We start from the raw sequence: 14,101 nt of genomic DNA on the forward strand, positions 1-14,101 counted from the left end.
TATCTCGCATTGAAGAACAAGTTTTGAAGTGAGATAAAGGTTTCCTCTTTAATTGCACATCAGCGCCTTTCCCCGTAGAATAGCCATATCTTATCTTCAAAGTGCGGTTTATTTTGACCGCGCTTTTTTACAGTCAACTATCCTGAGAGATAAACGAGTATGTATAAATTATTCCGTCAATGTATTTTCCAAATGGATGCGGAAAATGCGCATAATTTCACCATTCAATGTTTAAAATTTGCCGGTCATCCTTTGTTTCAGCCGCTTTTGAGATCGCTACTTTCTCCCCCTAAAGGTGTGGAAAAAACTGTGATGGGCGTGCGTTTTCCGAATCCGATCGGTTTGGCGGCGGGTGCAGATAAAAACGGTGATGCCATTGATGGTTTTGGTGCACTTGGTTTTGGTTTTGTGGAAGTGGGAACGGTAACGCCTTTGGCGCAGGACGGCAATGCGAAACCTCGTCAATTCCGTTTAATTGAGGCGGAAGGAATTATTAATCGAAACGGTTTTAATAATAACGGCATTGATTATTTGGTCGAAAATGTAAAGAAAGCGCGTTATCGCGGTGTGATCGGCATTAATATCGGTAAAAACAAGCAAACGCCGTTAGAACAGGGCAAAGACGATTATATTTTCTGTTTGAATAAAGCGTATAACTATGCCGGTTATATTACGGTGAATATTTCATCACCGAATACGCCGGATTTACGCCGTTTGCAATATGGCGATTATTTTGATGATCTATTGCAAAGCATTAAGGCTCGTCAGGCGATTTTGGCAGATCAATATAATAAATATGTGCCGATTGCGGTGAAAATTGCGCCGGACTTATCGGAGGCGGAATTAGTGCAAATTGCCGATAGTTTAGTTCGTCATAAAATGGACGGAGTGATTGCGACTAACACCACTATTTCTCGTGATACGGTTGTCGGTTTAAAAAATGCGGAGCAGCAGGGCGGATTGAGCGGTAAGCCGTTGCAGCACAAAAGTACGGCAATCATCAAACGTTTATATGAAGAATTGAATGGGCAAATTCCGATTATTGGCAGCGGCGGTATTGACGGTGTGCAAAATGCACAAGAAAAAATAGCGGCAGGCGCGGAATTATTGCAGGTTTATTCGGGCTTGATTTATCACGGACCAAAATTAGTCAAAGAATTAGTACAACAGATCAAATAATGACAAAAATATACGATTTACATTGCCACAGCACTGCTTCAGACGGCATTCTCAGCCCAAGAGAAGTGGTGCAACGTGCAGCGAAGCAGGGTGTGAATGTGTTGGCATTATGCGATCACGATACGGTTGTCGGCATTGATGAAGCAAAAATCACCGCAGATGAGTTAGGGATTGAATTGATTGCCGGCGTGGAAATCTCGACCGATTGGGAAGGGCGTGGCATTCATATTGTGGGATTGAATTTCGATAAAACCCACCCGGAAATGACCGCACTTTTAGTCAAACAAAAAGCCTTGCGTGAGAAAAGAGCGGTCGAAATCGGCAAAAAATTAGAGAAAGCCGGTGTACCGAATGCTTATGCAGGGGCAAAGGCATTGGCGAACGGTGAAGTAACCCGTGCCCATTATGCACGCTATTTGGTGCAAACCGGTAAAGTTTCCAACGACGGGCAAGCATTTAAACGCTATTTAGGGCAAGGGAAATCAGCATTTGTAAAAGCCGAATGGACGGATATTCCCACCGCTATTAATACCATTCATAGTGCCGGAGGTATTGCCGTGATTGCCCACCCGTTACGTTACAATATGACAGGAAAATGGGTACGTAAATTGATGACGGATTTTAAAAATTGGGGTGGTGACGGAATGGAAGTCGCCGATTGCGGACAAACGAAAGATCAGCGTCAATTGCTTGCCCGTTGGGCGAGAGAATTTGAATTTGTCGGCTCTGTCGGATCAGATTTTCATTTTCCCTGCGGTTGGGTTGAATTAGGAAAAAACTTGACGTTACCGGACGATGTAAAAGCGGTTTGGGCGTTGTTTTAGGAGGATCTTATTTTCGGTAAAACGAAAAGATGCGCCTGTTTTGAATGGAAAAAAGGGGAATTTTATTTCCCCTTTTAAATTGACTAAGATTTATTGAAATTCCGTACGTAGTTTTTTCGTTACTTCAATCATTACTTTTAATTGCTCGATAGTTTCTGACCAACCACGGGTTTTTAAACCGCAATCAGGGTTTACCCATAAGCGTTCTTTCGGTACAACTTTTAGTGCTTTGTGAAGTAAATGTTCGATTTCTTCTGCTTTTGGCACACGTGGGCTATGAATGTCATACACACCAGGGCCAATGTCGTTCGGGTAATTGAAATCGGCAAAGGCAGTGAGTAATTCCATATCCGAACGAGAGGTTTCAATGGTAATCACATCGGCATCTAAGGCTGCAATCGCCGGTAGAATGTCGTTAAATTCCGAATAACACATATGTGTGTGAATTTGCGTATCGTCTTGTACACCCATATAGCTTAAACGGAATGCCTCGCCTGCCCATTGTAAGTAATTATCCCAATCCTCACGTTTTAAAGGTAAGCCCTCACGGATAGCCGGTTCATCAATTTGAATGATTTTAATACCTGCCGCTTCAAGATCTAATACTTCGTCAGAAAGTGCAACTCCGATTTGTTTACACACGGTTGAGCGTGGAATATCATTCCGCACGAATGACCATTGAAGAATGGTAACAGGGCCTGTAAGCATTCCTTTCATCGGTTTTGGGGTGAGGCTTTGGGCATATTGCGACCAACGAACCGTCATTGGGTCGGGTCGTACTACATCACCATAAATGATAGGTGGTTTCACGCAGCGTGAACCGTAACTTTGTACCCAACCGAATTTTGTGAATGCAAATCCTTCTAATAGCTCACCGAAATATTCCACCATATCGTTACGCTCGGCTTCGCCGTGTACCAATACGTCAAGATCAAGTTTTTCTTGTTCGCGAACCACAAATTCGATCTCTTTTTTCATTGCATTTTCGTAGTCTTCGATACTTAAATCGCCTTTCTTAAATGCAGCGCGTGCCAAGCGAATTTCTTTGGTTTGCGGGAATGAACCGATATTGGTTGTTGGGAAAAGTGGTAGATTTAACCACGCATTTTGTTTTGCAATACGTTCTGCAAACGGCGATTTACGTTGATCGGCATTTGCGGGTAAATTCGCTAATCGTGTTGCAACTTCAGGGCGATGAATATCCGTGCTATTTGCGCGACTTTCTACCGCTTTCAGATTGGCAGCCAATTCTGCTTGGATGGCAGGGCGACCTTGTTCAAGTGCGGTCTTAATCAGGCGCAATTCTTCCACTTTTTGTAAGGTGAATGCTAACCAGTTATAAAGTTCGGGTTTATTGGTTTGAAGTTGTGTTTCTATTGATAAATCATAAGGGGTATGGAGCAATGAGCAGCTCGGTGCAATCCATAAACGCTCGTCCAATGCTGCTTTTAACGGTTCAAGTACATCAAGCACTTGGTTTAAATTCGCACGCCAAATATTGCGACCGTCAATAACGCCGACAGAAAGCACTTTGGTATAATCTTGGAATTCGGTAATTTGCTCAGGAGCACGTACAAGATCCAAATGTAAACCGTCAACAGGTAAGGTTTTTAATAAGTCTGTGTGTTCTGCCACAGAACCGAAATAGGTCGCAAGCAAAATTTTCGCATTGACTTTGCTTAATTCGGTATAGACGCAGTGGTAAGCCTCAATCCATTCTGTTGGTAAATCTAGTGCAAGGGCAGGTTCATCAATTTGGATCCATTCAACGCCTTCCGCAGCAATTGCCTTTAGAATATCGACATAAACAGGAATTAATTTCGTCAATAAATCAAAGCGATTAAAGGCTTGCCCTTTTTCTTTTCCCAACCAAAGGAAAGTTAATGGACCGACAATCGTCGGTTTCACGTTTAAGCCTAATGCTTTCGCTTCACGAATTTGTTGCACATAATGAGTTGGGTTTGCTTTAAATTCAGTGTTGATTTGGAATTCCGGCACTAAGTAGTGATAGTTGGTATCAAACCATTTGGTCATTTCAATCGCAAATTGGGATTGGTTGCCGCGTGCCAGTTGGAAATATTGATCTAATGTTAAATTTTGGCTATCAAATCCAAAACGACTTGGAATTGCCCCTGTCGCTACTTGTAAATCCAAGATGTGATCGTAGAAAGTAAAATCACCCACAGCCACATAATCCGCATTGGCTTCCGCTTGATGTTTCCAGTTTTTTTCACGCAATGCTTTTGCTAAATCCAGCAAATCTTGTTCTGCCAACTCGCCACGCCAATAACGTTCTTGAGCAAATTTTAGCTCGCGCTTTGCACCGATACGTGGAAAACCTAAAAGGTGGAATGTTGCCATGTTTCATCTCCTCTGTATTTTGAATAGGATTATTTAGACGTTTAGCCGTCTAAATTCATCGAGTATATCATCTATAAATTTTGATAATTATTCAAATTCATAATTTTAATATTTAAAATGAATTTGTTTCAGTTTTAGGAGGGGGAAGAAATGGAATTAATAAAAAAGCGTTGGTCTTAAAAAGATCAACGCTTTTATTATGGCTGTATTTTAGCCTGTATTACGCATTCCCGCGGCAATGCCGGTGATACTTATCATCAAGGCTTGCTCTATATCCGGATTCGGGTGATCCGGGTTTTCACGGAAGCGGTGGAGTAGCTCCACTTGCAGTAGATTGAGCGGATCGGTGTAGATATTGCGTAGTGCAATGGATTCGGCGATCCAAGGTAAATCGGACATTAACTCATTACGATGAGAAAGTGAAAGCACGGTTTGAATATCCGCTTGCAGTTGGCTGCGTAGGTTTTCACCTAAATACCAAAGCTCTTTTTTCACTAAACGCTGATCGTATTGTTGAGAAAGCCATACGTCTGATTTACTGAATACCATCTCCAACATACCGATTCGGGTGGAAAAGAACGGCCAAGTTTGACACATTTCTTGGATAATATCGCCTTTGCCGTTTTCAATCACTTGACGAACGGATGCGCCGGCACCTAGCCAGGCTGGAAGCATTAAGCGGTTTTGCATCCAAGCAAAGATCCAAGGAATTGCTCGAAGGCTTTCTACGCCACCATTCGGGTTACGTTTTGCAGGGCGTGAGCCGAGCGGTAATTTTGAAAGTTCCTGTTCCGGGGTTGCGCTGCGGAAATAAGGCACGAAATCCTTGTCTCCGCGCACTACGCCGCGATAAATTTCGCAGGAAACGGCGGAAAGTTCATCCATCACGGCACGCCATTCGGGTTTGGGTTCCGGTGGCGGTAAGAGATTGGCTTCCAAGATTGCGCTGGCATAGAGATCAAAGGTTTCCACCGCAACGGCAGGTAAGCCGAGTTTAAAGCGGATCATTTCGCCTTGCTCCGTTACACGTAAGCCGTTTTTCAATGAACGTGGCGGTTGAGAAAGTAGTGCTGCGTGAGCCGGTGCACCACCTCTACCGATTGTGCCGCCACGACCGTGGAACAAGGTTAATTCAATGCCAAGTTTTTCCGTTAAATTGACCAACGCTTCTTGCGCACGATATTGCGCCCATGATGCCGCCATCATACCGGCATCTTTAGCAGAATCCGAATAGCCGATCATCACCATTTGGCGATTATTAATCACACCACGATACCAACCCACATTGAATAATTGGGTCATGACTTCTTCTGCTGCATCTAAGTCATCTAAGGTTTCAAAAAGAGGTACAACAGGAATATGGTAAGGTACACCGGCTTCTTTTAATAATAAATGCACGGCGAGTACATCAGAGGCGGTACGTGCCATCGAAATGATATAGCAGGCAATCACGCCTTGTTTTTGCTGGGCAATTACTTTGCAGGTATCAAGAATTTCTTGCGTTTCAGCGGAAGGTGTCCAATTTTGCGGAATAAGCGGGCGACGTGAGCTTAATTCACGAATTAAGAAAGCCTGTTTGTCATCTTCCGTCCATTGGGAATAATCGCCTAATCCGATATAGCGTGTGATTTCAGCAATGGCATCGGTGTGACGGGTACTTTCTTGGCGAATATCCATTTGTGACAAGGTGACACCAAAACAGCGAATACGATGCAAAATATCTAAGAGTGAACCGTTCGCAATAATGCGCATTCCACACGCCATTAGGGATTGATAGCAATCGTAAAGCGGCTCCCAAAGTTGCTCGTCTTTTAAAATAATGTCATTTTCTGAAACACGGGGTACGCGGTTTGCCAGTAAATCATCAAAGTAGGCGAGGGTGGCATTAAGTTTTGTGCGTAACCCCTTCACCACGACACGATAAGGCTCTAAATGATTACCGTATTTAGCACGAAATTCTTCCGTACATTTCACCATAGAGAGTTCATCAACAAGTTCACCGATGTCTTTTAAAAATAAATCCGCCGCTTTCCAACGTGCGAAGTTGAGTATTTTACGTGTGATTTGTGCAGTCACGAATGGGTTACCGTCCCGATCTCCGCCCATCCAAGAAGAAATGCGCACCGGTTTTAAACCAACCGGTAAATCATAGCCTAAAAATTCACGGGCATTTTCGTTCAGTTGGCGCAAAAATTCCGGAACCGCTTGCCAGAGACTGTTTTCCAACATCGCAAATCCCCATTTCGCTTCGTCAAAAGGTGTTGGGCGAACAGTGCGGATTTCGTTAGTGTGCCAAGCCTCGGCAATTAAACGGAGCAGTAAACGTTCGATAACACCGCGTTCTTTCGGGGTGAGATCATTGTGTTCTAATTTGCTTAAGCATTTATTGATCTCAACGTGTTTATGAATGAGGGAACGGCGGGTGGTTTCCGTTGGGTGTGCCGTTAGAACAAGTTCAATCAACAATTTTTTAATGGTGGCATAAACGGTTTCTTTTGAGGCATTTTCTGCTTTCAAACGGGTAAATAATGTATGTAAAGAACGTTCGGAAGGCGCTTTTGTAGAATGTTCTCGAGAAATCGTTTGATATTGTTCGGCAATATTGGTGAGATTCAAAAATTGGCTGAATGCCCGTGCTACCGGAATAATGTTGTCGGTTGAAATATTGGCAAGGGTGGTGAGCAATTCTTGGCGGGCTTTATCGTCACCTGCGCGTGAATCACGTGATAACTTGCGAATATTTTCGATTAATTCGAGAATATCCGAACCTTGAGCATCGCTAATGGTTTCTCCGAGAAAACGCCCTAACATATTGATATTATTACGTAGAGTCGCGTATTCTTGTGTCATACAAACTCCTAAAAAGTAAGACTAAATAAAACTGATCGTAGATATAACTAAAAATAGGTGGACGGTCAAACCCTATGATAGAAAAGGTTGATAAAAAACAAGAAAGATGAATTTTCTTTAAAAATTAACCGCACTTTCTATATTCCGTTTAAAAGTGCGGTTAATTTTTGGGAGGTTTTATAAAATGGTTTTAACGGATTTTCTTAATACTAATTCAGGATAAATATCAATACGGCTATGGGTTTTGTGAGGATCTTCATCTTCCTTGTCTTTTTGCGCAATACGTTCAAAGAGCAAGTTTACCGCTTGGGCACCTAATCTGGATTTCGATTGGTGAATGGTTGTGAGTGGCGGAGCATAAAAACGTGAGGAATGGATGTTGTCATAACCAATCACGGAAATATCGTCCGGCACGCGCAAACCTTTTTCAGTAATGGCAGAAATTGCACCGAGCGCCATTACATCGTTACAACAGAATACGGCTGTTGGCAACTCGGTTTGGATAAGGATTTTATTCATACATTCATAGCCGTCTTCCGGTTCAAAGTAGCCTTCCATCACCCAGTTCTTATTAATTGTGAGATTGGCATCCGACATTGCTTTCTCAAAGCCCTCATAGCGATTTTTTGCCGTTGTTTTACTGAGTTCACCCGCAATAATACCTATTTTTTTATGACCGCAATCAATCAAATGTTTTGTCGCAAGATAGCCGCCGGCGAAACTGTTATCTTCAATAATATCCGTATTGCTATTCGGGCCCCAATCCATCACAACCATTGGAACGGTGGAGAAATTAGAAAGTAAATCAAGGGAGGTTTGAGTATATTCGGAACACATTACCAACAAGCCGTCCACCCGTTTTTGGGCTAACATATCTAAGTGATTTTTGATTTTTTCGGGATTATTTTGCGTGTTGCATAAAAAGAGGGAATAGCCTTGGCGATAGCAATGTTCTTCAACCGCATGAATGATCTCTGCAAAATAAGGCGCTTCACTGGTGGTAACGATCATGCCGATAGACTTTGTGGTATTTACTTTTAAACTTCTGGCGACCGCACTTGGAGAATATTTTAAGGTTTTTATGGCATATTGAACGGCTTCTTCCGTTTCTTTTGCCACAAATCGGGTTTTATTAATTACATGGGAAACGGTGGTAGTGGATACCCCCGCCATTTTTGCCACATCTTTAATTGTTGCCATAATTCGGTTTTCTCTGGATAAATTTTTCCTATTATAAAGATTGCATCTAAATAGTTAAATATTGAATAAATATTTTTTAAAAAAAGGTCGTTTTTTTTATTTTTCTTGCTAGAATGATGATGTTTTTAACGTCAATTATAAGGAGTAAAGATGAGCGATTTTGGTTATGCAATGATTGCTGTGGTATTGAGTATGGCTTTTATTGTGGGTTTAACACTTTCTATCTTTTAGTCAGTAAGGTAGCTTTCTCAATCACCGCATTTTGTTTACGCCGTTTTAAAACAAAGTGCGGTGATTTTTTTAGGCGTTTTTTGCCTGAGCACTAAAAATATGGTAAAACTAACGCCGTTTTATTCACTTAACTAACATAGGAAGTACCATGTCAAACTTGCAAGCAATTATTGAAGCTGCCTTTGAAAAACGCGCAGATATTACGCCAAAAACCGTCGATGCGGAAACCCGAGCTGCGATTGAAGAAGTTATCGAGGGTTTGGATAGCGGCAAATATCGTGTAGCAGAAAAAATTGATGATGAATGGGTAACACATCAGTGGCTAAAAAAAGCGGTGTTGCTTTCATTCCGTATCAATGACAATGAAATCATTGACGGTGCAGAAACAAAATATTACGACAAAGTGGCACTAAAATTTGCGGATTACACGGAAGCACGTTTCCAGCAAGAAGGTTTCCGAGTTGTTCCGTCAGCGACCGTTCGTAAAGGCGCATACATTTCCAAAAACTGCGTGTTAATGCCGTCTTATGTGAACATCGGCGCGTATGTGGGCGAGGGTACGATGGTAGATACTTGGGCAACAGTGGGATCCTGTGCGCAAATTGGTAAAAATGTTCACTTGTCAGGCGGTGTCGGCATTGGCGGCGTATTAGAACCGTTACAAGCCAATCCGACCATCATTGGTGATAATTGCTTTATCGGTGCGCGTTCCGAAGTGGTTGAAGGTGTGATCGTTGAGGACGGTTGTGTGATCTCTATGGGGGTATTTATCGGCCAGTCCACTAAAATTTATGATCGCGAAACCGGTGAGATTCATTATGGCCGTGTACCGGCAGGTTCTGTTGTCGTTTCCGGTAGCCTTCCGTCAAAATGCGGTAAATATAGCCTTTACTGTGCAGTTATCGTGAAAAAAGTTGATGCGAAAACTTTAGGCAAAGTAGGGATCAACGAATTGTTGCGTTCGATTGAAGAATAATTAAAACAGCCACATCATATCGAAATAAAATAACCGCACTTTAAATCACAAAGTGCGGTTATTTCTTTTATAAATCAGTGGATTATTTCTTTTTTGCTAACATTGTCACAAATTTCATTTTAATGCGGTTACCGTTTTCATCGGTTTTGTGTAATTCCCCCATTTCTTCGTTGTATTTTATAAACTCCCAGTCTTGATAATAGGCTTTTAATTCGTTTTCTTTAAAAGTGAAGGAAAACGGAAGAGGGCAGGGAACATCATCTGTGGACATTGCCGCTACGATTAAGTTATAGCCGCCGGTATTGGTATGTTCTTGCATATTTTTGATAATGGCTGACACACGTTCAGGATCTAAGAACATAAACACCACAGTGGAGAGAATAAAGTCGTAGTTTTCTTGAATGTTGGCTGTGTTGATGTCGTAAAGTGCGGTCAAAATTGAGAGATTTTCTTTCGTCTTGGTTTCATTCAAGAAAGTAAGGCTGTTTTCGTTATGATCCCAAGAGGTTACATCAAAGCCCAATAAACTTAAAAAGAGTGAATTTCGCCCTTGCCCACAGCCGAGATCAAGCGTTTTGCAAGGTTTAATGGATTCAACCGCCGCTTTTACTTCTGAATGTGTTGCGGTCATATTGTATTTTTTACTGAAGTAATCTTCTTTTTTGCAATAAAAGCCAAGCGTGCATTCTAAATCGTCCGTTAAGGCTTCTACGCGGTGCCAGGCCTGTGGTTCGACAAAAGGAATTTCGCTTTCCGGTGTGAATATATGCTCGGCAACTACATCCCCTTCTTCCGTTAATTCGTAAAATTTAAGTTTGCCTTTGAGAATGCTCAGCTTGCCCCAAGTGCCGACTTTTGTATTGTGTTTCTCTTGAAACATTTGAGGTAGTTTGTCTTTTGTCCAAATCGGCATTTGTTTGTAGCAGATCAATTCATTTTTCATAGTGTTCTCCAAATTGATAAATAGTTGAGTGATATAGTAGGTTATAAATTACATTCTTTCAACTAAAAAATAAAAAAGCGACCGAAGCCGCTTTTTGTAAATATCAATCCGCTTGATCATTTCACCTGCATACCGGCTGTAACACCGCTATCGGCTGAAAGCAAGAATAAATCGTTTCCGCCCGTACCGGCTGAAAGGATCATTCCTTCAGATACACCAAATTTCATTTTACGTGGCGCAAGGTTTGCTACCATAATCACAAAACGCCCCTCTAATTCTTCAGGCTTATCGTAAGCCGCTTTAATGCCGGAGAAAACTTGGCGGTGGTGATCACCGAGATCCAATTCAAAACGAAGAAGTTTATTTGATTCAGGAACCGCTTCGCATTTTAATACTTTTGCTACGCGCATATCGAGTTTTGCAAAATCATCAATGGTGATGGTATCTGCGATAGGTTCGATGTGAGAAAGTGCGGTCGATTTTGTCGCTGTTTTTTCTGCCGTTTCACTCGTTTTGGCGAATAAGGCTTTGGTTTCTTCCACCACCGCATCAATCTGTTTTTTCTCTAAACGGGAAAACAGAGCCTTAAATGGTGAGAGGGTGTGACCTAATAAAGGTTGATCGATATTATTCCAACGCAATTCGGTTTGTAAGAAGGCTTCAGCCCGTTCAGCCAGTTTAGGGAGAACTGGTTTGAGGTATGTCATTAACACTCGGAATAATTCGATTCCCATTGAACAGACCGCTTGTAATTGTTCCTCTTTTCCTTCTTCTTTTGCGATCACCCAAGGTGCTTTATCATCAATATATTTATTGGCTTTATCGGTTAATGCCATAATTTCGCGGATTGCTTTATTAAATTCGCGAGTTTCATAATAATTCGCAATTTGTGTCGCTTGAGAGGTAAATTCAGCAAATAAAGCTTCATCTTCCAATTTATCCGCTAATTTGCCGTCAAAGCGTTTTGCGATAAAGCCTGCATTGCGGGAAGCCAAATTTACGAGTTTGTTCACAATATCCGTGTTCACCCGTTGGATAAAATCGTCTAAGTTGAAATCAAGATCTTCAATACGATTGTTGATTTTTGCCGCATAGTAATAACGCAAACATTCAGGATCAATGTGGTTTAAATAGGTATCGGCTTGAATGAATGTTCCGCGTGATTTTGACATTTTCGCACCGTCCACCGTTACATAACCGTGAGCAAATACATTGGTCGGTTTGCGATAGCCGCTGCCTTCCAACATCGCAGGCCAGAACAGGCTGTGGAAATACACAATATCTTTACCGATAAAGTGGTAAAGTTCCGTCTCGCTGCCTTCAGCCCAAAACTCATTAAAATCGATGCCTTCACGATCGCAGAGATTTTTGAATGATGCCATATAACCAATCGGTGCATCCAACCATACATAGAAAAATTTGTCTTTTGCATCCGGAATTTCAAAACCGAAATATGGCGCATCACGAGAAATATCCCACTGTTGTAAACCACTTTCAAACCACTCTTGCATTTTGTTCGCGATTTCCGGTTGTAGCGAACCGGAACGCGTCCATTCTTGCAACATATTTTCGAACGCAGGCAAATCAAAGAAAAAGTGCTCGGACTCTTTAATGATCGGTGTAGCGCCGGAAACGGCAGAACGCGGATTGATCAAGTCCATCGGGCTATAAGTGGAAGCACATACTTCGCAGTTATCGCCATATTGATCTTCGGCTTTACATTTCGGACAAGTCCCTTTTACGAAGCGATCCGGTAAAAACATATTTTTTTCCGGATCATAGAGTTGAGAAATCACTTTGCTTTTAATGAAACCGTTCGTTTTTAATTTATTATAAATTTCAGCGGTGATTCGTTTGTTTTCCTCGCTGTGAGTGGAATGATAGTTATCAAAGCTGATATTGAATCCGGCGAAATCGCGTACGTGATCGGCTTTTGCCCGGGCAATGAGTTCTTCCGGTGTAATGCCTAATTTATCGGCGTTTAACATAATCGGTGTACCGTGCGCATCATCGGCACAGACAAAATAAACTTTATTACCGCGCATACGTTGAAAACGCACCCAAATATCCGCTTGAATGTGTTCTAACATATGACCTAAATGGATTGCGCCATTGGCATAAGGGAGAGCGCAAGTTACTAAAATTTTACGGGCTTGGTTCGACATCGTTATTCTCTTTTTATCACACAAAAAATTGCCCGTATCTTACCTGATAAAGGGGATTTTTTCCAGTTTGAAAAACTTTAACTTAACAGACCGCACTTTCCGTGTTTAAATATGCCCGACAAATTTACTCTACTTAATATTTTAAATTGGAAGGTCTTATGGCAACCTATTTTTCCGACAACCTTAGCTCTGAACAACAAAATCAAATTCAACAAGTCATTCAACAATTTCAACATCCGAGCCTGCAAAAAGATTTGATTGCGCTCAACACCTTAAAAAAAGTGGAAAAAGGTGGTGAAACCTTGCGTATTGAATTGCAGTTACCTTTCGCTTGGAATAGCGGTGTTGAACTACTTAAACAAATGATATCCGATAACTTATTGAAAGCGGCGGATTGTAAATCAATCAAATGGGCGGTGAATTATCAAATCGCCACATTAAAACGGGCGAATAATCAACCGGCAGTAAAAGGGGTGAAAAATATTATCGCCGTTACTTCCGGTAAAGGCGGCGTGGGCAAATCCAGTGTCTCGGTGAACCTTGCTCTGGCACTTCAAGCACAGGGGGCACGGGTAGGGATTTTGGATGCCGATATTTACGGCCCTTCTATTCCGCATATGTTGGGTGCGCCACATCAGCGCCCGACATCACCGGATAATCAACATATTACCCCAATCAAAGCGCACGGATTATCAGCCAATTCCATCGGTTTTTTAATGGATGAAGAAAATGCGACTATCTGGCGGGGCCCAATGGCGAGCAGTGCGTTAAGTCAATTGCTTAATGAAACATTGTGGGATAGTTTGGATTATTTGGTCATTGATATGCCTCCGGGAACCGGTGACATTCAACTTACCTTGTCCCAACAAATTCCGGTAACAGGCGCTATTGTGGTAACAACGCCGCAAGATATTGCCTTGCTTGATGCGGTAAAAGGCATCTCTATGTTTGAACGAGTTTCCGTACCGGTGCTTGGTATTGTAGAAAATATGTCAATGCACATTTGTAGCAACTGTGGTCATCACGAAGCGATTTTCGGAACCGGCGGCGCAGAAAAAATGGCGGAAAAATATAATGTAAAAGTGCTGGCACATTTGCCATTACACATTCGCATTCGAGAAGATCTGGATAGCGGTAATCCAACCATTATTGCCGCACCGGAAAGTGAAATCGCCCAAGCCTTCTTGCAACTCGCAGAAAAAGTTTCCACCGAGCTTTACTGGCAAGGTTCTGTGATTCCAAGCGAGATTTTGTTTAGAGAAGTGAAATGATAAGTTAAAAGAAGAAAGGCTGTGTTTACAGCCTTTTTTAATAGAAAAAACGTTGGGAAATTTAACCGCACTTTCACTGCAACTTGAGATGCTGTGTTTTA

9 protein-coding genes are annotated in these 14,101 nt (G+C 42.0%); 4 read left to right on the forward strand and 5 right to left on the reverse strand.

Annotated elements, in window-relative coordinates:
• Positions 1-159: 159 nt before the first annotated feature.
• A complete protein-coding gene (gene pyrD, locus IHV77_RS11325) occupies positions 160-1,179 on the forward strand; it encodes a quinone-dependent dihydroorotate dehydrogenase (protein WP_194812050.1) in 1,020 nt (339 codons plus the stop codon).
• Positions 1,179-2,003 (forward strand): RNase RNM, encoded by an 825-nt coding sequence (rnm, locus tag IHV77_RS11330; RefSeq protein ID WP_194812051.1) that lies wholly within the window; start codon positions 1,179-1,181, stop codon positions 2,001-2,003. The genes pyrD and rnm overlap by 1 nt, the downstream gene beginning before the upstream one ends.
• Before the next feature lie 90 nt (positions 2,004-2,093).
• On the opposite strand, the gene metE is transcribed toward rnm, so the two are convergent.
• From metE to purR, 3 genes are all read right to left on the reverse strand, one after another.
• Positions 2,094-4,364, reverse strand: a complete 2,271-nt coding sequence (gene metE, locus IHV77_RS11335; protein ID WP_194812052.1) for a 5-methyltetrahydropteroyltriglutamate--homocysteine S-methyltransferase — start codon at positions 4,362-4,364, stop codon at positions 2,094-2,096.
• 210 nt (positions 4,365-4,574) lie between these two features.
• On the reverse strand, positions 4,575-7,214 hold the full coding sequence (gene ppc / locus IHV77_RS11340; RefSeq protein ID WP_194812053.1) for a phosphoenolpyruvate carboxylase: 2,640 nt from the start codon (positions 7,212-7,214) through the stop codon (positions 4,575-4,577).
• Positions 7,215-7,391: 177 nt separating this feature from the next.
• Positions 7,392-8,414: an HTH-type transcriptional repressor PurR gene (gene purR / locus IHV77_RS11345; RefSeq protein ID WP_194812054.1), complete on the reverse strand. Its 1,023-nt coding sequence runs from the start codon at positions 8,412-8,414 to the stop codon at positions 7,392-7,394.
• A gap of 379 nt (positions 8,415-8,793) precedes the next feature.
• Here purR and dapD point away from each other — a divergent pair, with 379 nt between their 5' ends.
• Positions 8,794-9,621, forward strand: coding sequence for a 2,3,4,5-tetrahydropyridine-2,6-dicarboxylate N-succinyltransferase (gene dapD, locus IHV77_RS11350; RefSeq protein WP_194812055.1), 828 nt, complete (start codon positions 8,794-8,796; stop codon positions 9,619-9,621).
• 82 nt (positions 9,622-9,703) lie between these two features.
• Here dapD and tehB read toward each other — a convergent pair whose 3' ends face one another.
• Both tehB and metG read right to left on the reverse strand, forming a co-directional pair.
• Positions 9,704-10,564 (reverse strand): SAM-dependent methyltransferase TehB, encoded by an 861-nt coding sequence (gene tehB / locus IHV77_RS11355; protein WP_194812056.1) that lies wholly within the window; start codon positions 10,562-10,564, stop codon positions 9,704-9,706.
• Between the two features lie 116 nt (positions 10,565-10,680).
• Entirely contained in the window at positions 10,681-12,729 is a 2,049-nt protein-coding gene (gene metG / locus IHV77_RS11360) for a methionine--tRNA ligase (RefSeq protein ID WP_194812057.1), read from the reverse strand.
• A gap of 158 nt (positions 12,730-12,887) precedes the next feature.
• Here metG and apbC point away from each other — a divergent pair, with 158 nt between their 5' ends.
• The gene (gene apbC, locus IHV77_RS11365) at positions 12,888-14,000 is read left to right on the forward strand and encodes an iron-sulfur cluster carrier protein ApbC (protein WP_194812058.1); all 1,113 of its coding nucleotides are present in this window, start codon (positions 12,888-12,890) and stop codon (positions 13,998-14,000) included.
• Positions 14,001-14,101: the final 101 nt, after the last annotated feature.

The organism is Rodentibacter haemolyticus (genome assembly GCF_015356115.1).
Classification (GTDB): Bacteria; Pseudomonadota; Gammaproteobacteria; order Enterobacterales; family Pasteurellaceae; genus Rodentibacter; species Rodentibacter haemolyticus.

What these genes read in the sequence shown, in the direction of transcription:
- pyrD (WP_194812050.1), top strand. Translation starts at nt 160, where the DNA reads ATGTATAAATTATTCCGTCAATGTATTTTCCAAATGGATGCGGAAAAT.
- rnm (WP_194812051.1), top strand. Translation starts at nt 1,179, where the DNA reads ATGACAAAAATATACGATTTACATTGCCACAGCACTGCTTCAGACGGC.
- metE (WP_194812052.1), bottom strand. Translation starts at nt 4,364, where the DNA reads ATGGCAACATTCCACCTTTTAGGTTTTCCACGTATCGGTGCAAAGCGC.
- ppc (WP_194812053.1), bottom strand. Translation starts at nt 7,214, where the DNA reads ATGACACAAGAATACGCGACTCTACGTAATAATATCAATATGTTAGGG.
- purR (WP_194812054.1), bottom strand. Translation starts at nt 8,414, where the DNA reads ATGGCAACAATTAAAGATGTGGCAAAAATGGCGGGGGTATCCACTACC.
- dapD (WP_194812055.1), top strand. Translation starts at nt 8,794, where the DNA reads ATGTCAAACTTGCAAGCAATTATTGAAGCTGCCTTTGAAAAACGCGCA.
- tehB (WP_194812056.1), bottom strand. Translation starts at nt 10,564, where the DNA reads ATGAAAAATGAATTGATCTGCTACAAACAAATGCCGATTTGGACAAAA.
- metG (WP_194812057.1), bottom strand. Translation starts at nt 12,729, where the DNA reads ATGTCGAACCAAGCCCGTAAAATTTTAGTAACTTGCGCTCTCCCTTAT.
- apbC (WP_194812058.1), top strand. Translation starts at nt 12,888, where the DNA reads ATGGCAACCTATTTTTCCGACAACCTTAGCTCTGAACAACAAAATCAA.